Below are 23,882 nucleotides of genomic sequence, written 5' to 3'. Positions count from 1 at the left end.
GGATACCGCGCGCCGGTGATGTCCCGTTGAAGCGCTCATGTCTGCTCGATCGCACGCAACACGCCACGCGCCTTGGCGCGGGTTTCGTCCAGCTCGCGCTGCGGATCCGAATCCACCACGATCCCGGCACCGGTGCGGAAATGCACCTGGTGACCGGCCACCTCGGCGGTGCGGATCAGGATATTCAGATCCATGTCGCCATCGCGATTGAGCCAGCCGAACGCGCCGGTATAGGCCCCGCGCGCCGTCTGTTCGAGCTCGGCGATGACCTGCATGCAGCGTACCTTCGGGCAACCGGTAATGGTGCCACCGGGAAACACCGCGGCAATCACCTCACCGGGCGTTACCCCGGCGCGCAGACGCCCGCGCACGTTGCTGACGATGTGATGCACATGCGCATAGCTCTCCACGCACATCAACTCGTCTACCTCCACGGTACCCGGCGCGCAGATGCGGCCCAGGTCGTTGCGCTCCAGATCGATCAGCATCACGTGCTCGGCGCGTTCCTTCGGATGCCCCACCAGCTCCCGGATACGTGCGGCATCGTCGTCCCCGGCAAACCGCGCGCGGGTGCCGGCGATCGGGCGCGTCTGCACCACATCGCCCTGTACCGAGACCAGGCGCTCGGGCGAGGAACTGGCCACTGCACGCCCGGCGGCAACGAACAGGCCGGCAAACGGCGCCGGATTGGCCGCACGCAGGCGCGCATGCAACGCGGCCGGATCGACCGCCGCAGCGAATGCCGCCTGCCAGGCGCGCGAGATATTGGCCTGGAAGACATCGCCGGCACGCAGGTAATCGAGCACGCGCTCCACTGCCGCGGTAAAGCGCTCGGGGGCCTCTTCGTCCACCGCAAGCGGCCCGGCCCAGGCAGGCAGCGGCGGCAATGCAGCGCAGGCAGCAAGGTCGTCGCCGATCTGCTGCAACAACTCCTCGCGACCCGGCTCTGCCAGCGCCACGCAGCGCCCGTGCAGGCGATCGCGCAGCACCGCTGCCGGCGCGCGCAGGGCCAGCGCGGTGGGCACGCCATCGCGGCGCATGGGCAGTTGCAGAATCGGCTCGACCTGCGCGGCAAGTTCGTAATCCAGCAGCACCGCCCAACCGCCGCGAAACGGCCATGGGCTCGCCGCATCGTGCGGCACGCGCTCGGCCTGCCAGGCGGCATCCAGCGCCGCCAGAAAGCCGCCCTCCAGCACCTGCCCAGCGCCATCGCGCGTACATCCGTCCGGATCCAGCCGCAGGCATGGCCCATCTGCCAGCAGCAGCACATCCCAGCGACCGTGCTCGGTGCCCGAAGCGCTGGACTCGAGCAGGGCCGGATAGCGTTGCGGTGACAGCCGATGCAGCGCCAGCAGGTCGATGTCCGCGTGCAGTGATCGGGTAAGCGTCATCGGTCCGGCATGGCGTGAGGTACGGACGCGCCGCTGCCGTACGCAGCGCGCGAGGAGTGGATCAATGATTGATCGCAGGATTGAATACCAACCCGCCAGCCGGCAGGGCATGCGGCAGCCAGGCAGGTCGCGCGCCGATGACGGCCACGCGACCGATGTGGGGTCAAACGCGCTTGAACACCAGCGTACCGTTGGTGCCGCCAAAGCCGAAGCCATTGGACATGACCGCATCCACCTGCACCTCGCGCGCCACGTTCGGCACATAGTCCAGGTCGCAGCCTTCGCTTGGCTCTTCCAGGTTGATGGTCGGCGGGATGATGCCGGTGTGCAGCGCCATCACCGAGAAGATCGCTTCCACACCGCCGGCCGCGCCGAGCAGATGCCCGGTCATCGACTTGGTCGAACTCACCATGGTCTTGTAGGCGTGATCGCCCAGCGCGCGCTTCATCGCCATGGTTTCGGCCAGATCGCCCAGCGGCGTGGAGGTGCCGTGCGCGTTGAGGTATCCGATCTGCTCGGGGTTGAGCTTGGCGTCGCGCATCGCCGCCACCATGCTGCGCGCCGCGCCCTCGCCGTCTTCGCTCGGGGCGGTCATGTGGTACGCATCGGAACTGGCGCCGAAGCCGACCAGCTCGGCATAGATGCGTGCGCCACGCGCCTTGGCGTGTTCGTACTCTTCCAGCACCAGCACACCGGCGCCGTCGCCCAGCACGAAGCCATCGCGCTGCTTGTCCCACGGCCGCGAGGCGCCGGCCGGGTCGTCGTTACGCGTGGACATCGCTTTCATCGCGCAAAAGCCGCCCACCGAACTCGGCGACGAACCGCGCTCGGCACCGCCAGCCAGCATCACATCGGCATCGCCGTGCTGGATCATGCGCATCGCGGTGCCGATCGAATGGTTGGACGTGGCGCAGGCCGATACCGCCGAGAACGTCGGGCCTTTCAGGCCTTTGATCAGGCTCACCTGGCCGGGCAGCATGTTGATGATGGTGCTGGGCACATAGAACGGCGAAATCTTGCGCGCGCCACCCTCATGGAATTTGATGGTCTGCTCTTCGATGCCGAGCAGCCCGCCGATGCCGGAGCCGAGAATGGCGCCCACGCGTTCGGCATTGCTTTCGTCGATTTCCAGTCCGGAATCGTCCAGCGCCATGAACGAGGCGCCGACACCGTAGTGGATGAACGAATCCATCTTCTTGACGTCCTTGGCGGACACAAAAAGCGTGGGGTCGAAATTCTTGATTTCACCGGCGATCTTGGTGGTGAACTGCGAGGTATCGATCTGCGTGATCGGGCCAATGCCCGAGCGGCCGTGGACGATTCCGTCCCAGCTGGTGGCCAGATCATTGCCCAGCGGCGACACCATGCCCATGCCGGTAACGACAACACGACGACTCATTGCAGATCTCCTCACCACGGAACGGACGGTGCTTGGGGTTTGCGGGTGACACTTGAAAAACACAGGGCCGCATCAGCGGCCCCATGGAATGTCTGATGCGGCAGCGGCTCGATGCACGCCGCCACGATCAGGAACAACGCATCAGCTCTTGACGTGAGCCTTGACGTAGTCGATCGCCTGCTGCACCGAGGTGATCTTCTCGGCCTCTTCGTCCGGGATCTCGCACTCGAACTCTTCTTCCAGCGCCATCACCAGCTCGACGGTGTCCAGCGAGTCGGCACCCAGATCATCGACGAACGATGCGCTGGTGGTGACTTCCTCTTCCTTGACGCCGAGTTGTTCGACGACGATTTTCTTGACGCGTTCTTCGATGGTGCTCATTGGGGATATCGCTCCAGCTGGAGTAGTGGTGGTTCGAGTTTTAGGATCCCCGCACACGGATGTGCGGTGCTCCTGTGAGGGACTCACAAAACGCCATCGGCGCTGCGATGGCCGCGTTGGATAGTGTAGTGGAAGCGACCGGGCCTTGCATTGCATCACAACTCCCGGCCGATCAGCCACTTAGCGCCTCCCGGCGCCACACGCTTACGGCATGTACATGCCACCGTTGACGTGCAGGGTCTCACCGGTGATGTAGCGGGCCGTCGGGCCGGCCAGAAACGCCACCGCATTGGCGATGTCTTCCGGCTCGCCCAGATGACCCAGCGCAATCTGCTCCAGCAAGGCGGTCCTGGCCTCGTCCGGCAGCGCCTTGGTCATGTCGGTATCGATGAAACCGGGCGCCACCACATTCACGGTCACCCCGCGCGAGCCGATTTCCTTGGCCAGCGATTTGGAGAACGCGATGATGCCGGCCTTGGCGGCGGCATAGTTGGTCTGCCCAGGATTACCGGTCACACCCACGACCGAGGCGATATTGATGATGCGGCCCTTGCGCGCCTTCATCATGCCGCGCATGACCGCCTTGGAAGTGCGGAACACGCTGGTCAGGTTGGTGTCGATGATCGCCTGCCAGTCGTCGTCCTTCATCCGCATCAACAGGTTGTCGCGGGTGATGCCGGCGTTGTTGACCAGGATCGAGATGGCGCCGAACTCCTTGCCGATGGCATCGATCAGGCCATCGACCGCAGCCGCGTCGGTGACGTTCAGTTCACGACCGTGTCCGCCGTGGGCGGCCAGACGCTCGCCGATCGCCGCAGCGCCGGAAGCCGAGGTGGCGGTGCCGATGACCGTGGCGCCGTGGGCGGCCAGGGTATCGGCAATGGCCGCACCGATGCCGCGACTGGCGCCGGTGACGAGGGCGATTTCGCCCTGCAGGGGCTTGCTCATGATTGCTGTTCCTCGATGGGGGACGCCGCAACCGTGGCCGCGAACGTCGAGGGATGCCGGCACGACCAGCAGCGGCGTTGGATCAGTGCGCCCACGCGTCGAGCGCGCCGGCATAGTCGGCGGGCGTTGCCAGCGGCCGCGCATCCAGGCGCTTGTCGATGCGCTTGATCAGCCCGCTCAGCACCTTGCCCGGGCCGCATTCGGCAATGCGGGTGATGCCCTGGCTGGCGAACGCCTGCACGCAGCCGGTCCATTGCACCGGCAGGTAGAGCTGTTCCACCAGGGCCTGGCGGATGGCGGTGTTGCCCTCATGTACGCGCGCGTCCACGTTCTGCACCACCGGAATCTGCGGGGCGTGCCAGGTCAGCCCGGCCATCGCCTCGCCGAGCTGATTGGCGGCTTCGCGCATCAGCGGGGTGTGCGAGGGCACGCTCACTGCCAGCTTGACCGCCTTGCGCACGCCGCGCTCGGCCAGCAGCCCCAGCGCGCGCTCCACCGCCGCAGCGTGGCCGCCGATCACGATCTGACCGGGCGAATTGAAATTGGCCGGCACCACGACCTCGCTGCCGGACGCCTGGGCACAGACCTCCTGCACTACCGCGTCTTCGGCGCCCAGCACTGCAGCCATCGCGCCAACGCCCGCCGGTGCCGCAGCCTGCATGAACTGGCCGCGCAACCGCACCAGATGCGCGCCGTCGTGCAGCGACAAGGCGCCGGCCGCGACCAGCGCGGTGTATTCGCCCAAGCTGTGTCCCGCCAGCAGCGCCGGACGCTGTCCGCGCTGGGCAGTCCACAGCCGCCACACCGCCACGCCCGCAGCCAGCAAAGCGGGCTGGGTGTATTCGGTGCGATTGAGCATTTCTTCCGGGCCGCCCTGGGACAGCGCCCACAAATCGACGCCAGCGCCCTCGGAGGCTTCGGCGAACGTTTCGCGAATCTGCGGGTGCAGTTCGGACAGTTCCGCCAGCATGCCTAAGGACTGCGAGCCCTGGCCGGGAAACACGAAAGCGAGAGTGGATTCGGTCACGCGTTGCTGCCTACAAAAATCGAGCCGGGATCATACGTGCGAAATCGCCCCGGCGTCTGTACTGCCGCGTATGCAGAAGGCCACGCGAATGTGTCGCGACGTCGAAAAACCGCACACCGGGCTTGGTCGGGCCGGGCGCACAACGGCAGCAGTTACGCTGACGCGCCGCCGTTCCGGTTCGATAGTGAAAGCGCTGCCTGCCAAGACGGCGCACCAGCGCCGGCAAGCCAGCAAGGAAGTGAAGGGTCGGGCGCACCCGGTGCTGCCACCTGCGCTTCGTCTAGCCTGGCAGCGGGAATGCCGCCGCTTGTCCATGCAGCACCCCGTCCTCATCGACGAGTTGCCAGACCACACCTTCGGCGATCTGGAAGCGCGAACCATCTTTCGCGATCCGCACACCCGCGTAGTCCCTGACGACGCCATCGCGGGTGACCGCATCGAGTAAACGCTGACGTTCCGCTCGTTCCGGCAATTCTGCCGATAGCCGCGAAGGCATGCCAACGAACTCGCCCCACCTGTAGCCGAAAACGCGCTGTGCCGCCTGGTTCGCATAGACAAACCGCGGGTCTGCAGCGGTATCGTGCGCAAGAAGCGCAAACGGCGCATCGTGATACAGCCAATCGGGCTCGATCTGCCGATCTGCGACCAGCAGGCGGCCTGCAAACCGCTGGTAACTGCCGGTGAGCAAGGCGACGAAGACAGGATCGTGGGCGGGGTGCATGCGCTGAATTTACTTGCCGGCCGGCTTGTCCGAGGCGCTAGCCCGCAAACTGGTCGCATTGAGCGAATCACGCGACCTAAAAGCGGGCGCTGACCTTGGCGGAATTCAAGCGCCCCGAAAACGCACACAGGGCCCCAGGAGGCAAGGTTGCCCCCACAGCAAGGGAAGACGAGTGTCACCGCCATGCACGAATCCGCCTGAGTGGACGTGCACGTCCACTTTGGCGCAAGAAGCAGAAACGTCAGTAGCGCAGCAGCGCCGAGCCCCAGGTAAACCCGCCGCCGAAGGCTTCCAGCAACAACAACTGGCCGCGCTGCACGCGACCGGAGCGCACCGCTTCGTCCAGCGCCAGCGGCACCGAGGCAGACGACGTGTTGCCATGGCGATCTACGGTGACGACCACCTGCTCCATCGGCAACTCCAGCCGCTTGGCAGTGGCTTCGATGATGCGCAGGTTGGCCTGATGCGGAATCAGCCAATCCAGGTCGTGCTTGTCATAGCCACTGGCCGCCAGGGTCTCATCGACCACCGAGTCCAGCGCCTTGACCGCATACTTGAAGACGTCGTTGCCCTTCATCAGCAATGCACCGCCGCCATTCTTGCCTTCGCCGAATCCCACCGAGACCCCCACCGGGTCCCACAGCAGTTCTTTCTTGCTGCCATCGGCGTGCAAATGGGTGCTGAGGATGCCGGTCTCTTCGTCGGCCTTGAGGACCACCGCGCCGGCGCCGTCGCCGAACAGCACGCAGGTGGTGCGATCGGTCCAGTCGACGATACGGGTCAGGGTTTCTGAGCCAACCACCAGCACGGTCTTGGCGTCGCCACTGCGCACGAACTTGTCGGCCACGCTAAGCGCGTAGACAAAACCCGAGCAGGCAGCGTTGACGTCCATCGCACCGCAACCGATGTTACCCAGTCGGGCCTGCAACAAGCAGGCGGTCGACGGAAAGATCAGGTCCGGGGTGGTGGTGCCGATGACGATCAGATCGATCTCATCGGCGGTCACACCGGCCGCCTCCATCGCCTTCAGCGAGGCGAAATACGCCAGATCGCTGGTGGTCTGGTCGTCGGCGACGATGTGACGTTCACGGATGCCAGTGCGCGAGAAGATCCATTCATCGCTGGTGTCGACGATCTTCGACATGTCGTCGTTGGTCAACACCTTTTCGGGCAAATAACTACCCGTGCCCGCGATTCTGGAATAGATCCGCTTGCTCATACTGTTCCCTGTTGCAAGAGCCGCGGTGACCGGCGGCTCCGGAAGAAGCGAGGGTCACCCGGCCGCATCGAAGGCGGCGGGCGCCACGGATCAATCTTCTTGGACGGCCGACGACTTGGTCGTGATCACTTTCTTGCCGCGGTAGTAACCGTCAGCGGTGATGTGGTGGCGCAGATGGATCTCGCCGCTGGTCGGGTCGGTCGACAGCTGCTTGGCGGTCAGGGCATCGTGCGAACGACGCTGGCCGCGGCGGGACGGGGTGACACGGGATTTCTGCACAGCCATGGGATTGCTCCAAACCTTAGTTCGATAACTTGTCTGTTGAGTCGAACAGCACGCTCTACGCCCGCGTCGACCTGTCTTACCGCCCTTAACAGCGGCGGTTACTGTTTCTTCAACGCTGCCAGCGCCGCGAACGGACTGGCCTTGTCTTGCTCTTCCTGGGTCGGAACCCATTCGGCATCGATCGCTTCGCTACCCGGCGCCACCGGCACCACTGGCACAGAGAGCACCAGCTCGTCCTCGATCATGTCGACGGCCCGCAGCATGCCATCTTCCGGCACCAGCAACGCTTCGTACTCGGCCGGCAATGCAGCTTCGTCGGCCTCGTCACGGATCAAACCAAGACGCTGTCTGATTTGCACCGGATACAGGAAGCGTTGCAGGCTGCGCTGGCAGGCCAGCGGAAGCTCCACATCGATACTGAGTTCGACATAGGCGACCTTGAGCAGAGGGTCTTGATCGAATTGAAGCGAATAGACACATTCGCCGTCGGTATCGACAAGGCTTCCCTGCAGACGGGTCATCGCAGATAGCGGGATGCGGCCATCGAAGCGCCTGCTCGCTGCGACCATCCGCCAAGCATCCAGCATTTCGGGCACGTTCGCGGACATAAGCCGCAGAATGTTAAAGACCCGCGGCAGCCCTGTCAAATGACCCAATTCATGCGATTGCCGCACGGCCCGCAGGACGGCAGACTCCCCCTGCCCCCTCGCAGCGGCCCCCATGATGCCACGCCTGATCCTTGCTTCCACGTCTGTCTATCGGCGCGCGCTGCTCGGCCGCCTGCAGCTCGACTTCGACACCGTCCGGCCGGAGGTCGATGAGCAGGCACAGCCGGGCGAATCCCCGAGCGCACTGGCCAGCCGCCTGGCCGTGGAAAAAGCCGCCGCGGTGGCAGCCCGCTTCCCTGCTGCCTGGGTGATCGGCTCGGATCAGGTCGCCGACCTGGACGGCCAGGCGCTGGGCAAACCCGGCACGCGCGAGCGGGCCCGGATGCAGCTGACTGCCATGTCTGGCCAGACCGTGCGCTTCCATACCGCCGTCAGCCTGGTCGGCCCGGAGCGCCAGCTGCACGCGCTGGACCTGACCGAGGTGCAACTTCGCGCGCTGACGGTCGTCGAGATCGAACGCTACCTGGACGCCGAACCAGCCCTGGATTGCGCCGGCAGCTTCAAATGCGAAGGCCTCGGCATCAGCCTGTTCGACGCGATCCGCTCGGAAGATCCCACCGCCCTGGTGGGCCTGCCGATGATCGCGCTGGCAAGATTGCTGCGGCAGGCGGGATTCCAGATTCCCTGAGGCAAGCCACGGATCAGCACTGCGTGTTTGGCGAACCAATTTGTAGGGCCGCGCGTGGCCTGCTGGAACACGCGCGCTCTCGAATTCCAGCCACAACTGCGTGTCCCCGCAAACGCGCGCAGGCTGCCGGCTCGCACCTAACTTTCGGAGCGACGAACAACACGTAGCGTGCGGTCGCCATGTGGGTGTAGGCGGCGAGCAGGAACAGCAGTGCACGCGTGGCACATGCAACACCGAGCGGCGGACGCGTCCGCCTGGCGGTGAGCGCAGGCACTTTGTTGGCTGCTCTTAATTCGGTAGCGCCAGCTGACAGAACTGATACGGATAGACGGCCTGCCCCACCTGCGAGGACAGCGTGCGGCAACGCGCGGGATCCAATGTCAGCCCGTACGCTGCCAGACGCTGTTGCGCAGCCTCGCGCACGGCCTGATCTGCGGCTGCGATATCCAGCGCCTTGCCTTTGGGAATAGCCAGTACGCAGCGATCAGGCTGTGAGGTATCCAGTTCGGCACGCAGACCGCGTGCGACCAACCAGCGCAGCCGCGTGCAGCCCGGCTGACGCTCCCAGCCGAACTGCTGCGCCAGGTGATTCATGCGATCGATGCGCAATTGCTGCTTGTCACGCGCCGCCCCCAACATCGCGTAAAGCTGCGGTCGCTCGGCAATCAATGCACGCACGCGCTGTCGGTAGTGGTCGGTCTCGGAGATATTGGTGGCAACCCCGATGTAGCGCGCCTGCGACGGCAACAACGGCACGCGCCAGGATTGCGGTTCGTCGCCGACCAGCAACACACTGGACGCAGCGGGATCCCCGAGCACCGGCTGCTCCACCTGGAAGCTGTCGCGCGCCCAGGACTCATGCCCCCAGTCCTTCCAGCCGACCACCGCAACCAACGCGCATGCGCCGATCAACCAGGCGGCCTTGCGATTTGCGCGCGCGGCAAATGCATGCCGGCACACGATCCACAGCACCAGCGGCGCCAGCAGCTCCAGTACCACCAGATAGCGGTGGATGCTGAAAATCGCCTGCCATAGCGCATACGCCACGCCAAAGAACACCAGCAGCACGATGGCAGCGCGATCGACCGCGGCAGCACGCACCGGACGACGCACCAACGCACGCCCTGCAGCAATCGCCACCACCCCATACAGCACTGCCCAGCCCGCCTGCACCAGACCGAGATCGCCGATGCGCTGCGGCTTGAGCGTAAACAGCAGCGGCCAGATGAGCTGCTCGCCGATGGTGCGCGGCAACCAGCGCACATCAGCGATCGAGACAGGCTGGGCCAGCGGCGATTTGAACACGCCGTTGAACTGCGGAAACAGCGGGTTCCCCAGGTGCTGCCAGACCTGCCAATACCAAGGGCCAGCCACCAGCAACAGCACCAGCAGCGCAACGCCCGCCAGCACACTCAACGCGAGCACGCGCGAGCGCAGGTGGCCACCGTCGCACAGCACTGCCGGCACCAATGCCAATGCATACAACGCATTGGTGAGCTTGAGCGCCACCGCCAGGCCGATCAACGCACCGGCAACGGCCCACAGATGCACGACGTGCAAGCCATTGCGCGCCCTGAACTGCGCCAACAACACGACCGCCAATGCAGCCAGCACCGGAATTGCACTGGCTGTGTCCCCCATGGTGTTGCCGAGTTCGGACAGGAACACCGCACTGCACATTCCAGCCAACGCGAACAGCGGCACCCACTGCGCGCGGCGGGATTCATTCGACAATACCCGCCAGGCCAGCGCCGCCAGCGGGATGAAGACCAGCGCATGCAAACCACCGAGCAACGCACCGGCCACCGGCCCGGGCAGCTGCAGCATCAACCAGGCGTGCATCGCATCGAGCAGCGGGCTGAAATAGCTCTGCATCTGCGCTGGGGCCAGATCCGTGCCCAGCCGGTCGGTTGCCCAGGCATCGCCGATATAAAGATGGTAGTTGCGCAAATCCCAATTGGCGTCCTGCCCCAGGCCAAGCGACAGCAATGCCCCCAACAGCAGGACCGCGACCACTGCCGATGCGACCTGGCGCGGCGAATGAAACCCGAACCAGCGATCTGCCCAGCGCAACACACGCTGCCGCCGCGCAACAGGTGCAGAGCGCGCAATCGATGCCATCAGCGACGTTCCTTGTTGTCTTCTACCGCGACCAGCCTGCCGACGCCCGGCTCGGACAAATATGCCAGATGCTTGGCCTCCACCCGTCCACGCGTGACGGTATCCAGAATCAGACCGCAGGCCAGCAGCAGGAAGCCGAGCAGCATCAGCGCCACGCACAGAATTGCGGTGGGGAAGCGCGGCACCAGCCCGGTCTGGAAATAGGTCTCGAACAAGGGGATCGCCAGCACCACCGACAATGTGGCGCTGAGTACGAAGCCGATCGAAAAGAACAGTAACGGCCGCTCGGCCTTGAACAATTTGGCGATCGTGACGAGGATGCGCCAGCCATCGCGCCAGGTGTTCAACTTGCTTTGCGAGCCTTCCGGACGCACGCCATAGGCGGTTTCGACCTCGGCCACCGGCATGCGCAGCTGCAAGGCATGCACGGCCAGTTCGGTTTCGGTCTCGAAGCCCTGCGCGTGGGCGGCGAACGATTTGACGTAGCGCCGCGAGAACACCCGGTAGCCGGACAGCATGTCCTGGAAGCTGCGGCCGAACAGCAGCCCCGCGCAGCGCGTCAGCAACACGTTGCCCAACCGATGCCCCGGCCGATACGCGGCCTGCTGCTGATCGCGCAGCGCACCGACCACCATGTCCAGGCGCTCGTCGATCAGCTTGCGCACCAGCGCCGGCGCGGCGGCGGCATCGTAGGTGGCGTCGCCGTCGACCAACACGTAGATGTCGGCCTCGACATCGGCAAATCCACGCCGCACCACGTTGCCCTTGCCCTGCAATGCGACACGACAGACCCGCGCGCCTGCCGCTGCGGCGATCGCTGCGGTGGTATCGCTGGAATTGTTGTCCAGCACATGGATCACCGCACCCGGCAAAGCGGCAGAAAAATTGCCGACGACCGCAGCGACCGTCGCCGCTTCGTTGTGGCACGGCACCAGCACGGCAATTCGAATCCCGGGCACCGGCGCGGGATGGGCAACAGGCATGGCATCGGTCATCGCGTGATCTAAGGTGCTGAAACGGTGAGGGGCTGCTCCCACCAATCCTCGACGCTGCCGTCGTGGCCATGCAGGCGCAGGCCCAACCAGTGCGTGCCGGGCGGCAAGGCGTGGGTGTCGAGCGTTGCAGTGAAGCCGACGTTGGGATGCTGCGGGTCGGTGGAGATTTTCCAGTACGGGCGCACATCCAGCGGCGTGCCGTACCTAGCTTGCGCGACCGGGCGACCATCCAGCAGCAGCTCGACATTCGCGAGCCCAACGCCATCCTTGAAGGCCCAGCCATGCACTTGAAGCGTGCCGGACACGGCGACATCCGGCAGCGGCGCATCGATCCACGCCATCGCCGGGGTCACGCACGGCCCGGGCTGGCGTTGCGCCGGCAGCGCGAACAGCAGAAAGCGCTGATAGCCGTGATCGGTGGAGACCACAGTCGGCGGCGGCAGCGGGCCGATCATGTCGCAGATGGCGTGGTAACGCGCGAGCAGCTCGCGATAACGCTGATCGCTGGGCGAGAGCACCAGCAGCCGCGGCCCGCCACGCGTACCGTCGCTGAGCAACCCCCACTGCTGCAACTGCGCGCTGCGCCCGTGCTTGTCGTTCAACGCGGCACGCAGCACCTCGATCTTGGCATCGTGCAACTGGAAGCCGAGCTCGGCGCCAACCTTGAAGTTCTCCGCCAGCACGCGCGTGCCCGGCGGCATCTGCGCCAGCCGCGATTTGACCGCAGCCGCCAGATCGTTCCAGCCGGCGAAGTTGCGCGGGTAGTATTTTTCGCCAGCGGCTCGCGCGCGGATCGACGGCACCGACACCGCCAGGTAGTAGCCGTATGCGCCGAGCATGCCCAGCAGTGCGATCAACCACGCCGTGCGGCGTAGCCGATGCGGCCAGCGCATCAGGATCACCGGCACCGCCACCAGCAGCGCCAGATAGCCGGGCAACGGCCAGTGGAAGCTGATCCGCTCGGCATCGCTTAAGAAGCCCAGCACGAAGATTGCCACGGTCGAAATGCCGCCGAGCAAACCGAAATAGCGCCATTGCGCACGTGAGCCGCCGCCGCTGCGGGTGCCGGCCAGACCGACCTTGACCATCGCCCAGGCCAACAGCGGCGTCACCGCCACTGCCTGGATCAGCACAAACCACAGCCCGCCGATCTGGAACCGCCACGGATGCCGGTCGACCAATTGAAAGCGCAACCCGGCATCGTCGTGGTCGGTATTCCAGAACAGCAGCGGCAGCCAGCTCACCGCGCCGACGGTCAGCGCCATCCAGATCCGCGGGTCGCGCATCACCGCACGCCCCTGCGGGATGCACAGCAATGCGATGCAGCCCACCCCGATCACCCCGACAAAGCGGTAGTGACTGAGCGCACCGATGACCAGGCCGATGGCGAGCTCCAGCGCGCTGGTGGCATCGACCTCGCGCAACAAGCGCGCGCCGGCATCCATGCACAGCACCGCCGCCAATGCCATCGGCACATCCGGCACGGCCAGAATGCCCAGCGTGGCCGACAGCGGCATCAGCAAGGTCAGGCTGCCGGCCTGCCAGCCCAGCGTGGAGCCGAACCAGCGCGTGGCGATATGCGCGATCAACCAGGGAATCAGCGCGGAAATGGCCAGAAACGGCAGCCGCAACGCCAGCAGATGATGTCCGCCCAGCTCCACGCCTAGCCGCGCCAGCCAGGCGGTCATGCCCGGCAGATCCGAATACGCCGCAGCCAGATGCTGGCCTTCCTGCCAGTAGAAGGCCTCGTCAACGAATAGCGGCAAGCGTGCGGCGATCAAGAGCTTGACGGCTGTCGCCAGTGTCCACAGGATCACGAAGGTGCGATGTGCGCGTTGGTCCCCCTGCATTGCCCTGTGCACTCTTCTTTTCACCTACGGAATTGTGATGTCGACACCGCTGCGTTCCACGGAAATGCTAACCGATGCGCTGCGCCAATCGCTGCGGCGCGCGCAAGACCAGGTCAATTCGCTGCTGCTGGGCAAGGCGCAGGAAGTGCGGCTGGCGTTCGTGGCACTGCTGTCCGGAGGACATTTATTGATCGAGGACCTGCCCGGCCTGGGCAAGACCACCCTCGCCCATGCGATGGCCTCCAGCCTGGGGCTTGGCTTCCAGCGCGTGCAGTTCACCTCCGACCTGCTGCCGGCCGATGTGCTGGGCGTGTCCGTCTACGACGCCGCCTCGCGGCAGTTCCAGTTCCATCCCGGCCCGGTGTTCACCAACGTGCTGCTGGCCGACGAAATCAACCGGGCTCCGCCGCGCACGCAGAGCTCGCTGCTGGAAGCGATGGCCGAGCAGCAGGTGACGCTGGATGGCGTGACGCATGCATTGCCGGAGCCGTTCTTCGTGATTGCCACGCAGAACCCGGTCGATCTGTCGGGCACCTTCCCGCTGCCCGACTCGCAGCTGGACCGCTTTCTGCTGCGGCTGAGCCTGGGCTACCCCAGCGCCGATGCCGAGCGTGCGCTGCTGTCGGGCACGGATCGGCGCGAGCTGATCGCCCAGGCCGCCCCGCAATTGAGCGACGCCGACGTGGTCGCGCTGCGCGGGGTGGTCAACCAAGTCCATACCAGCGATGCGCTGATCAGCTATGTGCAGGCCTTGTTGCTGCGTAGCCGCCAGCATGCCGGGGTGCGCGTGGGCCTGTCGCCACGCGCCGGGATCGCCTTGCTGCGCGCGGCCAAGGCCTACGCATTGCTGCTCGGGCGCGAGCACGTGCTGCCCGAAGACGTGCAGGCGCTGTTTGTGGCTGTGGCCGGGCACCGGCTGGTGCCGGAAGCCGAATCTTCGTCCGGGCCGGCGCTGGCCAAGGCGCTGCTGCACAGCGTGCCGGTGGACTGACTCAGGTGCATGCGCACATGCGCGGCATCGTCCGCCGACTCAGCCTGCTGGTGCGGCCGCGGGGCGCGGAAGGCGTGCCGATCGTGCTGGATCGGCGGCGCATCTATGTGCTGCCGACTCGCTTCGGTCTGTTCGTCACGGCATTGCTGCTGGCGATGCTGCTGGGCGCACTGAACTACAACAACAATCCGGCGCTGCTGCTCGCACTGCTGCTGGCCACGGCCGGGATCGCCAGCAGCATCATGGCGCACCTGCAGCTATCGGCGCTGCGTATCGAAGCGGTATCGGCCGAACCGGTGGTCGCCGGCGAACCGCTGCGCATGCGGGTGTCGTTGGCGCGTCGCGATACCCGCGCACGCCGCGGGCTGCGCCTGGATCACCTGGACCGCAGTGGCTTCTGTGCGTTGATCGAGCACGATATGGCCGAGGTCGATCTGCTGGTGCCGACCGAGCGCCGCGGCTGGCAGGATATCGAGCGCATTCGTCTGTCCAGCACCCAGCCGCTGGGCTTGGTGCGCGCCTGGTCATGGGTCTGGCCGGAAACGCCGTTGCTGGCCTATCCCAGGCCCGAAGAACAAGGTCCGGCGCTGCCCGATGGTGCGGGCTCGCCCAACAAGACGCGCCTGCATGCACAAGGCGAAGAGCTGCACCAGCTGCGTCCGTATCGCGCTGGCGACGCCCCGCGCACGATCTCCTGGAAACACTCGGCACGGCGCGACACGCTCTTGGTGCGCGAATACGAACAGCCACTGGGAATCGACGTCACACTGGACTGGCGTGCACTCAACGCGCTGCCGTATGAGCGCCGCATTGCGCGCCTTGCCCGCTGGGTCAACCTGGCCGAACGCGACGGGCGCCGTTATCGCCTGCTGCTGCCGGGCCAGCCACCGTTAGGTCCCGCGCAAGGACCTTCGCACCACCACCTGTGCCAACGCGCCCTGGCCCTGCTTCCGCATGACTGAGCCCGCCCTCCCGATCAGCCAGGCCAGCCGCGCCTGGGTGCTGGCCACCAGTTGGCTGGCATTGACGCCGTTGCTGTTGCAGTTGCCGGGCCTGCTTGCGGCCACTGTCGCGGTGGCCGCGGTGCTGGTCGGCGTGCTGAGCTGGCGCGGCACCTTGATGGCGCCGGTGCGGCTGTTGTTGGTGATCGCAATGCTGGCGGCGGTGTACTGGCAGATCGGCATGCGCTTCGGCCGCGACACCGGCTGCGCGGTGCTGGCATCGATGCTGGCGATCAAGGCCTCCGAGCTGCGCACCCTGCGCGATGCACGCAGCCTGTTGGGTTTTGCGTTGTTCGCACCGTTTGCCGCCTTTCTGCTCGATCAGGGCCCGGCGACGATGGGCCTGGCGCTGCTGGCGGTGGTCAGCGCCTTGCTGAGCATGCAGCGGCTGGCCGACGAAGAACACCACACCGCCACGCCGGCCCTGCGCCTGCAATTGCGCGGTATCGGCAAGCTGGTCGCCATCGGCGTGCCGCTGGCCCTGGCCACGTTCTGGTTGCTGCCGCGCCTGAGTGCGCCGCTGTGGGGCGTGCCCGAACGTGCGCTATCCCGGCCTGGCCTGTCGGACAACATGTCGCCGGGCGAATGGATCGACCTGATGGCCGACGACAGCCCGGCCTTGCGCGTGCAATTCGCCGGCAAGGCGCCGCCGCCGCAACAGCGCTACTGGCGCGGCCCGGTGATGTGGGACTTCGACGGCCGCACCTGGCAGCGCGCGCGCTGGACCGGCCGCGCCCAGCCCGCTTCGGTCACCGCAGGCCCGCAAACCTACCGTTACCGCCTGGATTACGAGCCCACCGATCGCCGCCAGCTGGTGTCGCTGGATCTGCCTACCCGAGGCGTGCCCAACGCCGAGTTATCCCCGGACTACGAACTGTTCGCGCAACGGCCGTTGAGTGCACTAACCCGCTGGGACCTGCAATCGGCGCCGCCAACGCGCTTCGATACCGACCTGCCCGATCAGTTGCGCAAGCGTGCACTTGCCCTGCCGTCGGGTTTCAATCCGCGCACGCTGACGCTGGCACGGCAATGGCGTCGCGAGGCCGGCAACAACGACGATGCAGTGGTGCAGCGCGCGCTGCAGTGGATCACCCGCGAATTCGCCTACACGCTGGACACGCCGCTGCTCGGCCGCAACAGCGTCGACGAATTCCTGTTCCAGCAAAAGGCCGGTTTCTGCGAACACTTCAGCTCCTCGTTCGTGGTGCTGATGCGCGCGGCCGGCATCCCGGCGCGCGTGGTGACCGGGTACGCCGGCGGCACTTACAACCGGCTGGGCAATTACTGGGTGGTACGGCGCATGGACGCGCATGCCTGGACCGAAGTCTGGCTGGCCGGGCGTGGCTGGGTGCGCGTGGACCCCACCGCCGCAGTGGCGCCGGAACGCATCTACGACACGCTCGAAGATCGCCTGCAAGCCGGCGGCGGCAACGACTTCGCCGACCTTGGCGCATGGGCCAGCCTGGGCCAGGTCAGCGACTGGCTGCGGCGAGGCTGGAACGAGCTGGTGCTGTCCTTCGATGCCGATCGCCAGCAACGGCTGCTGCAACCCTTCGGCATCGATCGCCTGGACACCTCGCAACTGGCCGCCATCTTCGGCGTGTTCGCGGTGAGCGCGCTGGCGTGGATGGGCTGGCTGCTGGCACGTGGCGAACGTGAGCGCGACCCGTTGCTGCGCGCCTGGCACCGACTGAGCCACCGCTACCGCAAGCTCGGCCTTGCCCGTGAACCGCACGAACCGGCCAATGTGTGGGCGCAACGTGTCGCCCGCTCACACCCGAATACGCCACTGTTGGCACTCAGCCAACGTTTCGCTGCCGCGCGATACGCTGGCGCTGATTCGGACAGCGCCCCTCTCTTGAAAGACTTGCTGCAGCATCGCCCGCGAACCGGAGCTCCCTCATGAGTACCCGTTTTCTTGTTCCTCTTATCGCTGTGCTCGGGCTCGCAGCCTGCGCCACCGCACCCAAGCCGCTGCAGGGCCAGTTCCCCGCGGTCAGTCCGAGCGATTCCACCGCCAGCGCCCAGGTCGGCACGTCCGTGCGCTGGGGTGGCAAGATCATCAAGACCACGCCCGGCCAGGGCCAGACCTGCTTCGAGCTGATCTCGCGCCCGCTCAATGCCAGCGGTCGCCCGGACCGTAATGCCGTGGATGCCAGCGACGGCCGTTTCCTGGCCTGCCGCTCGGGCTTCTACGATCCGGCGGTGTTCGAGCCGGGGCGCGAAGTGACCTTCATCGGCAAGATCGAAGGCTACGAAACCACCAAGATCGGCGAGTACGACTACAAGCTGCCCAAGGTCAATGCCGACGTGGTCTACCTGTGGCCGGTCGTGCGCGACGTGGAAGTCGTGCCGGCTTACCCGTATGGGCCGTGGGGCGACCCGTGGGGTCCGCGCTGGGGCGGCGGTTGGGGTTGGGGCCGCGGCTGGTGGTGATGCGCCGCTGACCCAAGCGTGACTCGCAAGAACGCCGCTCGCAGGGAGCGGCGTTCTTGTCTGTGCGCGATGATCGCTGCGTTACGCGACTTGCCTGCGACGCATGACCCAACGACCCATCACGGCGTACCGAAACGGCCCAGCGGCGCACCGGCCAGCAGATGCAGATGGATATGGAAGACCGTCTGGCCGGCATGCTCGCGGCAATTCATCACGATGCGGTAGCCGTCTTGCGCCAGCCCTTGCGCGCGCGCGTAGGCCGCCGCCGCGATTGCCAGCTTGCCAACCAGCAGCGCCTGCTCCGGCGGCACATCGTCCAGGGTCGGAAAAGCGTGCTGCTTGGGAATGAAGAGCACATGCACCGGCGCCTGCGGCGCGATGTCTTCGAAGCCCAGCACCTCGTCGTCTTCATAGACGATGGTGGCCGGAATTTCGCGACGAATGATTTTGCCGAAGATGGTGTCAGTCATGGTTTGGGATTCGGGATTCGGAATTGGTAACAGCTTACCGCGCACGCCAGCCCGCCTTTGCGAATCCCGAATCCCGCCTCCCCAATCCCGCCCTCAAAGCACCTCACTGCGGGTGCCGAAGGCGTGCGACAGGGTGCCGCGGTCCACGTACTCCAGCTCGCCACCCAGCGGCATGCCCTGGGCAAGCCGGCTCGGGCGCACCGCGTGCTGGCGGGCGAGCTGCGCCAGGTAATGGGCGGTTGCCTCGCCTTCCACGGTGGCATTGGTGGCGATGATCATTTCGGTCACTTCGCCAGCAGCCAGACGTTCACTGAGCCGATCCAGCCCCAGTTCGCGCGGGCCGATGCCATCCAGCGGCGACAGACGCCCCTGCAGGATGAAATACAGCCCGCGGTAGCCGGTGGCGTGCTCGATCGCCAGACGGTCGGCCGGCGACTCCACCACGCACAGCTGCTGCCGGTCGCGGCTGCTGCTGGCGCAGATAGTGCAAATTTCCGATTCGGTAAAGTCGCGGCACTGCACGCAATGCCCGACCTTTTCCACCGCGCTGCCCAACGCAGCGGCAAGCCGACGCCCACCCTCACGCTCGCGCTCGAGCACGTGATAGGCCATGCGTTGCGCCGATTTCTGGCCCACACCGGGCAATACCCGGAAGGCCTCGATCAGTTGTTCGAGCAGAGTGGACATTGGGTGGCCGGGATTGGAAATTCGGGATTTGGGATTCGTAACGGCAAAGGCCTTTGCGCTTAGCTAATCCCGAATCCCCACTCCCGAATCCCCTCGCTTAGAACGGCAGCTTCATGCCCGGCGGCAACTGCATGCCGGCGGTCGCCGAGCCCATGCGGTCCTTGGATTCGGCGTCGATCTTGTTGGAGGCGTCGTTGAAGGCGGCGGCGATCAGATCCTCGGCCATCTCCTGGTCGGAGAGGATGCTCGGGTCGATGCGCACCTTGCGGCACTCCTTGGCGCCGGTCAGCGTCACGCTGACCATGCCACCGCCAGCGGTGCCGGTGACTTCCAGCTTGGCCAGTTCTTCCTGGGCGCGCTGCAGGTTTTCCTGCATCTTCTGCGCCTGCTGCATCAGTTGGGCAATATTTCCACGCATGGGTCGTTACTCGTCGTAAGGGCGGATGGAATCGGGCACGATCCGCGCGCCTTGCTGCTGGATCAGCAACTGCACCGTCGGGTCGTTCATGAAGGCTGTTTCGGCCGCGCTCTGGCGCTCGCCTTTCTGGCGGTTGGCACGCTCGTGCAAGGTTTCGACATCGGCATTACCGGTTTCGATGACGATGCGCGGCGGATTTCCCAGCACCGGTGCCAGCGCCTGCGCAAGGTTGGCGATGGAGCGCTCGGAGTGGAGATATTCGAAGCCTGGCGCCAGCGCCAGCCGCAGCACGCCATCGCGATGGCCGATAAAGGCGGCGTTGGCGGCCAACTGGCGCGACGGGCCATTCAAGCCACTGCGCGTGACCAGTTCCAGCCATTGCTCGGCATCGGCGATGCGGCCGTCATCGAGCAGGGCCGTCGCGTCGGTTGCCGAGTCCGATGCGGGCGCTGCCGTTGCGGGTGGCGCAACCAGCGCTGGCTCTTCAAACGATGAGGGATCGACCAGCGCGACCGGCAATGACACGACAAGCGAAGCCGGAGCTTCCACCGCAGCGTCAGACGCAATCGCATCGGGTTGCGCGAGCTTGGCGGGCGCAGACGGCGGAGCCATCGCCGCTTCGGGCGCAAGCACGGCCATGGTGTCGTGCGCCGGCGCGGCCTGCGCCCGCACCGGTGCATCGTCCACGGCCCACGGCGGCGTGTCGTCATTACGCGCATTGGCTGCCGACGTGCGGCCGGCCGGAGGAGGCGCTTGAGAGGGAAGCACGACGACGGGAGCCGCAGCCGGAGTCGGGGTTGCCTGGGTCGCTGATGCCGGCAAGGACGCCTCCACTGCCGCAGCGGGCATCGTGGCGGTCACCGCAGCAGGCGCGGACACTACGGCGGGCGCAGCCGTCACCGGCGCTACCGCTGCCGGCGCAGCAGCCTGGCCGCCGGCAGCGGTCGAACGCGCGCCACCGCCTGCGCTGGCTCCGCGCCCGTCATCCGAGCCGCCAGCGGGCACCGCCGCTGCGGGGCGGAAGGCAAGCATGCGCAGCACTGCCATTTCGAAACCGACGCGTGGACTGGGCGCCAGATACAGGTCGCGCCGCCCGTTGAGCGCCATCTGATACCACAGCTGCACCACTTCCGGTCGCAGCTGCGCCGCAAACGGCGTCGGGTCGATGCCGTCGCCGACAAAGGCCACCGACGGCACCAGCTGCTGCACCTGCACCCGGTGCAACGCCTCGGCCAGGGCCTCCAGCACGCCGCTCCAATCGGGCGAAAATTCGGCCAGCGCGGCCACCACCTGCAACAGGCGCGCGCCATCGCCATCGGCCAGCGACTGCAGCATCGCGCCGACCTGGGTGCGGTCCACCGTGCCGAGCATCGTGCGCACCACATCCTCGCGCAGCGCACCGCCGGCGTAGGCAATCGCCTGATCCAGCAGCGACAGGCCATCGCGCAGCGAGCCGTCGGCCGCCTTGGACAGCTGCACGATCGCCGACGGGTCCGATTCGATCTGCTCGGCGGCCAGGATGCGGGTCATCTGGCCCTGGATCTGGTCTTCGTCCAGGCGCTTGAGGTTGAACTGCAGGCAGCGCGACAGCACCGTCACCGGCAATTTTTGCGGGTCGGTGGTGGCCAGCAGGAACTTCACGTGCTCGGGCGGCTCTTCCAACGTCTTCAGCAGCGCATTGAACGCCGCCTTGGACAGCATGTGCACTTCGTCGATCAGGTAGACCTTGAACTTGCCGCGCGAGGGCATGTACTGCGCGTTCTCGATCACCTCGCGCACATCGTCCACGCCGGTGTTGGACGCGGCATCGATCTCCAACAGGTCGATGTAGCGCCCGGCGTCGATGTCCAGGCAGGCCGGGCACGTCCCGCACGGATCGGCACTGGTGCCGGTCTCGCAATTGAGCGATTTGGCGAAAATGCGCGCAATGGTGGTCTTGCCCACGCCACGGGTGCCGGTGAACAGGAACGCGTGATGCACACGCCCACTGTCGAGCGCGTTACTGAGCGCGCGGACCACGTGTTCCTGGCCTACGAGTTCGGCAAAACGCTTCGGGCGCCACTTGCGGGCGAGAACGAGATAAGACATCGGGCAACCGGCTTTGTTTGAGCCGATATTGTGCCACGCCCGGTCTCAACGACTGCGGCTGGAAGATTCAGCTTGTGATACGGGCCGGCGACCGCTAGAATTTGCGGCCCTGTTCGACCACAGTCGTGCAGGCACGGAGAGGTGTCCGAGTGGTTGAAGGAGCACGCCTGGAAAGTGTGTAAGCGTCTAAACCGCGCTTCGGGGGTTCGAATCCCCCTCTCTCCGCCAGAATACGCAAACCCCTGAGAAATCAGGGGTTTTTTGTTAGCGTAAAAACTGGCTACAGCTGCGCAAGTCGGAACACGCGACGCCCATGCGCATTCCTCATCATCTCGTTCGAGCCCCCTCCGGCCTCTGGTCCTACCGCCAGCGTGTCCCGGTCGATTTGCAGCCCATCGTGGGTCGCCAGACCTTCAAACGCACCCTGCACACTTACGACATGCGCGAGGCAAGGCTGCGCGCGCTGACGCTGGCCGCCCGCTATGCTCAGGTCTTCATTGTGTTGAGGGACCGACGCATGCAAAGCCAAGACGACGACCTGGACGCGCTTCTGGCGCGCCTGACTGGCACTCAACGCCCGCAGGAGCTGACCTTGAATCGGACGCGCTCGGCGGATGGGTCGATCACCGAGCAATGGCAGATCGACACCCCGGAGGACGTGACACTCTTCCAGCAACTGATGGCGCTCACAGCCCCGCAGCCCAGCGCGCTGGGGGAGCTGATTCGACAGCAAGTGCCGCCCCTCCCCACGCCAAGGCGGGTAACCAAATCCGCTCTCGCTCTCGAATCAATCACGCTGGGCAAGGCCCGAGACGCTTGGTTGAACAGCCTCAAAGCCAGCACTTTGCCCAAGACCTGGACCATCAAGCGGACCGCTGTCGAACTGCTGACCAGCTTCCTAGGTGAGAAGACCAAGCTGCACACGGTCACCCGCTCAGACCTGGCCCGGTGGTATCAGGACATGCGCGACAAAGGTGCCTCCACTCCGACGCTAACCAACAAGCAGAGCTACATCGGCGGCAAGGGCGGGTTCTTCGAGTGGGCCCAAGCGTCCGGCCACTACCCCCGGGGCGACAACCCCGCGTCCGGGCACGTGAGCTACTCCACCCGCGAGAAGCGGGCCCGGCGGAAGTTCGGGTTTAAAGCTTACGACGCCCACCAGGTCCAGGCCTTGTTCGCGCCGGCCGCCTTCGAAGCATTGCCCTTGGCAGCGCGATGGGCCTCCCTCCTAGGGCTGTTTACCGGCGCCCGCGCCTCGGAGGTCGGCCAACTTCTGACCGCCGACGTGGTCGAGGACGGCGGCATCCCTTGCATCCAGATTTCGGATGAGGGCGAGTATCAAAAGGTGAAGACAGACGTAAGCTTGAGGACGGTGCCTATCCATCCCGACCTGCTGGCCCTTGGTTTCCTGGACTGGGTCCAGCAGGCGCGAGACCAAGGTCAGGAGCGCTTGTTCCCGGCGGCCAAAGCCGATGCCAAGAACGGCCAGGGGAACTGGATCTCCAAAGCCTTCAGCCGGCACCTGACCGAGGTGGGCAAGAACTGGCCCACGGCCAAGCGCGGCTTCCACTCGCTCCGCAAAACCCTGATCCAAGAGCTGCAGGGCGCGGGCGTGGTGTCCGAGCTCCGGGCTCAGTTAGTCGGCCACGAGTTGGACGACGAGCACCACGTGACCTACAGCCGAGCCTTTACCCCCAAGGAGAAGCTGGACGGACTCCGGGGTGTGTCGCCGGGGCTAGCCGTGCTTGCTTATGGGCTAAATATATCGGCCCTTCGCGCTCTGATGGCCCCGCAGTCCAGCTCCTCAAAGCAACGAAAGGCTGGTTGATGAGCATTGCTCCGCACGAGGCACGTGTGGCCATTCTTCTGGACTGCAATATCGTCAACCCGAAGATCATGGGGCGCACCCTTCTCATGGGCGCATAGATCGGCCGCATGGTCGTATAAACTCAGGCCAACTTAGAGACTATCCGAGCTCGAGCTGGGGTAATCCCCCCACAGGTTAGCAGACGCCAGAAGTGGAATTTTCTCGTCCCCTTTCCCGAGGAGGTTCCATGAAGAAGTCCCGCTTTACCGACAGCCAGATCATCGCCGTGCTCAAGCAGGCCCAGGCCGGTGCGCCCGTGCCGGAGCTGTGCCGCGAGCACGGCATCAGCTC

The 23,882-nt window shown here is 65.7% G+C and carries 23 protein-coding genes, 1 tRNA gene and 1 other RNA gene; 8 read left to right on the top strand and 17 right to left on the bottom strand.

Going from position 1 to position 23,882, the window contains the following annotated elements; all coding sequences use genetic code 11:
• Nucleotides 1–35: 35 nt before the first annotated feature.
• The 9 genes from J7360_RS13500 to J7360_RS13460 form a co-directional block, all read right to left on the bottom strand.
• Entirely contained in the window at nt 36–1,391 is a 1,356-nt protein-coding gene (locus J7360_RS13500) for an aminodeoxychorismate synthase component I (RefSeq protein WP_022558474.1), read from the bottom strand.
• Nucleotides 1,392–1,554: 163 nt separating this feature from the next.
• Nucleotides 1,555–2,790 carry a beta-ketoacyl-ACP synthase II gene (gene fabF, locus J7360_RS13495; RefSeq protein WP_209034053.1) on the bottom strand — a complete coding sequence of 412 codons (1,236 nt, stop codon included), beginning with the start codon at nt 2,788–2,790 and terminating at the stop codon, nt 1,555–1,557.
• A gap of 141 nt (nt 2,791–2,931) precedes the next feature.
• Nucleotides 2,932–3,171 (bottom strand): acyl carrier protein, encoded by a 240-nt coding sequence (acpP, locus tag J7360_RS13490; RefSeq protein ID WP_002814322.1) that lies wholly within the window; start codon nt 3,169–3,171, stop codon nt 2,932–2,934.
• Between the two features lie 204 nt (nt 3,172–3,375).
• Entirely contained in the window at nt 3,376–4,119 is a 744-nt protein-coding gene (gene fabG / locus J7360_RS13485) for a 3-oxoacyl-ACP reductase FabG (protein ID WP_057663079.1), read from the bottom strand.
• A gap of 82 nt (nt 4,120–4,201) precedes the next feature.
• Complete coding sequence (fabD, locus tag J7360_RS13480) at nt 4,202–5,146, bottom strand: ACP S-malonyltransferase (protein ID WP_057663076.1); 945 nt, start codon at nt 5,144–5,146, stop codon at nt 4,202–4,204.
• 280 nt (nt 5,147–5,426) lie between these two features.
• On the bottom strand, nt 5,427–5,867 hold the full coding sequence (locus tag J7360_RS13475) for an MEKHLA domain-containing protein (RefSeq protein WP_209034051.1): 441 nt from the start codon (nt 5,865–5,867) through the stop codon (nt 5,427–5,429).
• Nucleotides 5,868–6,108: 241 nt separating this feature from the next.
• Nucleotides 6,109–7,086 (bottom strand): beta-ketoacyl-ACP synthase III, encoded by a 978-nt coding sequence (locus J7360_RS13470; protein ID WP_209034049.1) that lies wholly within the window; start codon nt 7,084–7,086, stop codon nt 6,109–6,111.
• 90 nt (nt 7,087–7,176) lie between these two features.
• The gene (rpmF, locus tag J7360_RS13465) at nt 7,177–7,371 is read right to left on the bottom strand and encodes a 50S ribosomal protein L32 (RefSeq protein ID WP_010368401.1); all 195 of its coding nucleotides are present in this window, start codon (nt 7,369–7,371) and stop codon (nt 7,177–7,179) included.
• Between the two features lie 98 nt (nt 7,372–7,469).
• Nucleotides 7,470–7,979, bottom strand: coding sequence for a YceD family protein (locus J7360_RS13460; RefSeq protein WP_209034065.1), 510 nt, complete (start codon nt 7,977–7,979; stop codon nt 7,470–7,472).
• A 112-nt stretch (nt 7,980–8,091) separates the two neighbouring features.
• Between J7360_RS13460 and J7360_RS13455 the strand changes: the two genes are divergently transcribed.
• A complete protein-coding gene (locus J7360_RS13455; protein WP_042805908.1) occupies nt 8,092–8,667 on the top strand; it encodes a Maf family nucleotide pyrophosphatase in 576 nt (191 codons plus the stop codon).
• Between the two features lie 151 nt (nt 8,668–8,818).
• Here J7360_RS13455 and J7360_RS13450 read toward each other — a convergent pair.
• The 4 genes from J7360_RS13450 to J7360_RS13435 form a co-directional block, all read right to left on the bottom strand.
• Nucleotides 8,819–8,894, bottom strand: a non-coding RNA gene (locus J7360_RS13450) — sX9 sRNA.
• Between the two features lie 61 nt (nt 8,895–8,955).
• Nucleotides 8,956–10,788, bottom strand: a complete 1,833-nt coding sequence (locus J7360_RS13445; RefSeq protein WP_081027948.1) for a hypothetical protein — start codon at nt 10,786–10,788, stop codon at nt 8,956–8,958.
• The gene (locus J7360_RS13440; protein ID WP_209034047.1) at nt 10,788–11,783 is read right to left on the bottom strand and encodes a glycosyltransferase; all 996 of its coding nucleotides are present in this window, start codon (nt 11,781–11,783) and stop codon (nt 10,788–10,790) included. Before J7360_RS13440 ends, J7360_RS13445 begins: the two co-directional genes overlap by 1 nt.
• An 8-nt stretch (nt 11,784–11,791) precedes the next feature.
• On the bottom strand, nt 11,792–13,633 hold the full coding sequence (locus J7360_RS13435; protein ID WP_209034044.1) for a glycosyltransferase family 39 protein: 1,842 nt from the start codon (nt 13,631–13,633) through the stop codon (nt 11,792–11,794).
• Nucleotides 13,634–13,670: 37 nt separating this feature from the next.
• Here J7360_RS13435 and J7360_RS13430 point away from each other — a divergent pair, with 37 nt between their 5' ends.
• From J7360_RS13430 to J7360_RS13415, 4 genes are read left to right on the top strand one after another with little or no spacing between them, the layout of a single operon-like run.
• Complete coding sequence (locus J7360_RS13430; RefSeq protein ID WP_007968997.1) at nt 13,671–14,624, top strand: MoxR family ATPase; 954 nt, start codon at nt 13,671–13,673, stop codon at nt 14,622–14,624.
• A gap of 5 nt (nt 14,625–14,629) precedes the next feature.
• The gene (locus tag J7360_RS13425) at nt 14,630–15,586 is read left to right on the top strand and encodes a DUF58 domain-containing protein (protein ID WP_007968996.1); all 957 of its coding nucleotides are present in this window, start codon (nt 14,630–14,632) and stop codon (nt 15,584–15,586) included.
• Nucleotides 15,579–17,531: a DUF3488 and transglutaminase-like domain-containing protein gene (locus J7360_RS13420; RefSeq protein WP_209034042.1), complete on the top strand. Its 1,953-nt coding sequence runs from the start codon at nt 15,579–15,581 to the stop codon at nt 17,529–17,531. The genes J7360_RS13425 and J7360_RS13420 overlap by 8 nt, the downstream gene beginning before the upstream one ends.
• Nucleotides 17,528–18,061, top strand: coding sequence for a Slp family lipoprotein (locus tag J7360_RS13415; RefSeq protein ID WP_007968994.1), 534 nt, complete (start codon nt 17,528–17,530; stop codon nt 18,059–18,061). The genes J7360_RS13420 and J7360_RS13415 overlap by 4 nt, the downstream gene beginning before the upstream one ends.
• 119 nt (nt 18,062–18,180) lie before the next feature.
• Here J7360_RS13415 and J7360_RS13410 read toward each other — a convergent pair whose 3' ends face one another.
• The 4 genes from J7360_RS13410 to dnaX form a co-directional block, all read right to left on the bottom strand.
• Nucleotides 18,181–18,531 (bottom strand): histidine triad nucleotide-binding protein, encoded by a 351-nt coding sequence (locus J7360_RS13410; protein ID WP_057662820.1) that lies wholly within the window; start codon nt 18,529–18,531, stop codon nt 18,181–18,183.
• Nucleotides 18,532–18,624: 93 nt separating this feature from the next.
• Nucleotides 18,625–19,218 (bottom strand): recombination mediator RecR, encoded by a 594-nt coding sequence (gene recR, locus J7360_RS13405; RefSeq protein ID WP_003483843.1) that lies wholly within the window; start codon nt 19,216–19,218, stop codon nt 18,625–18,627.
• A gap of 97 nt (nt 19,219–19,315) precedes the next feature.
• On the bottom strand, nt 19,316–19,636 hold the full coding sequence (locus tag J7360_RS13400; protein ID WP_005913896.1) for a YbaB/EbfC family nucleoid-associated protein: 321 nt from the start codon (nt 19,634–19,636) through the stop codon (nt 19,316–19,318).
• A 6-nt stretch (nt 19,637–19,642) separates the two neighbouring features.
• Complete coding sequence (dnaX, locus tag J7360_RS13395; RefSeq protein ID WP_209034040.1) at nt 19,643–21,724, bottom strand: DNA polymerase III subunit gamma/tau; 2,082 nt, start codon at nt 21,722–21,724, stop codon at nt 19,643–19,645.
• A gap of 135 nt (nt 21,725–21,859) precedes the next feature.
• On the opposite strand from dnaX, the gene J7360_RS13390 reads away from it, so the two are divergent.
• The 3 genes from J7360_RS13390 to J7360_RS13380 all read left to right on the top strand — a co-directional run.
• Nucleotides 21,860–21,952, top strand: a tRNA-Ser gene (locus J7360_RS13390).
• Nucleotides 21,953–22,037: 85 nt separating this feature from the next.
• Nucleotides 22,038–23,552, top strand: coding sequence for a DUF6538 domain-containing protein (locus J7360_RS13385; RefSeq protein ID WP_057662741.1), 1,515 nt, complete (start codon nt 22,038–22,040; stop codon nt 23,550–23,552).
• Between the two features lie 226 nt (nt 23,553–23,778).
• A partial coding sequence (locus J7360_RS13380) for a transposase (RefSeq protein ID WP_134813579.1) occupies nt 23,779–23,882 on the top strand: 104 nt, incomplete at its 3' end.

The sequence above is a fragment of the Xanthomonas sp. D-99 genome, from assembly GCF_017746145.1.
GTDB lineage: Bacteria > Pseudomonadota > Gammaproteobacteria > Xanthomonadales > Xanthomonadaceae > Xanthomonas > Xanthomonas cissicola.
Note: the sequence above shows the minus strand (reverse complement) of the source record. Positions and strands in the feature narration are given on the sequence as shown.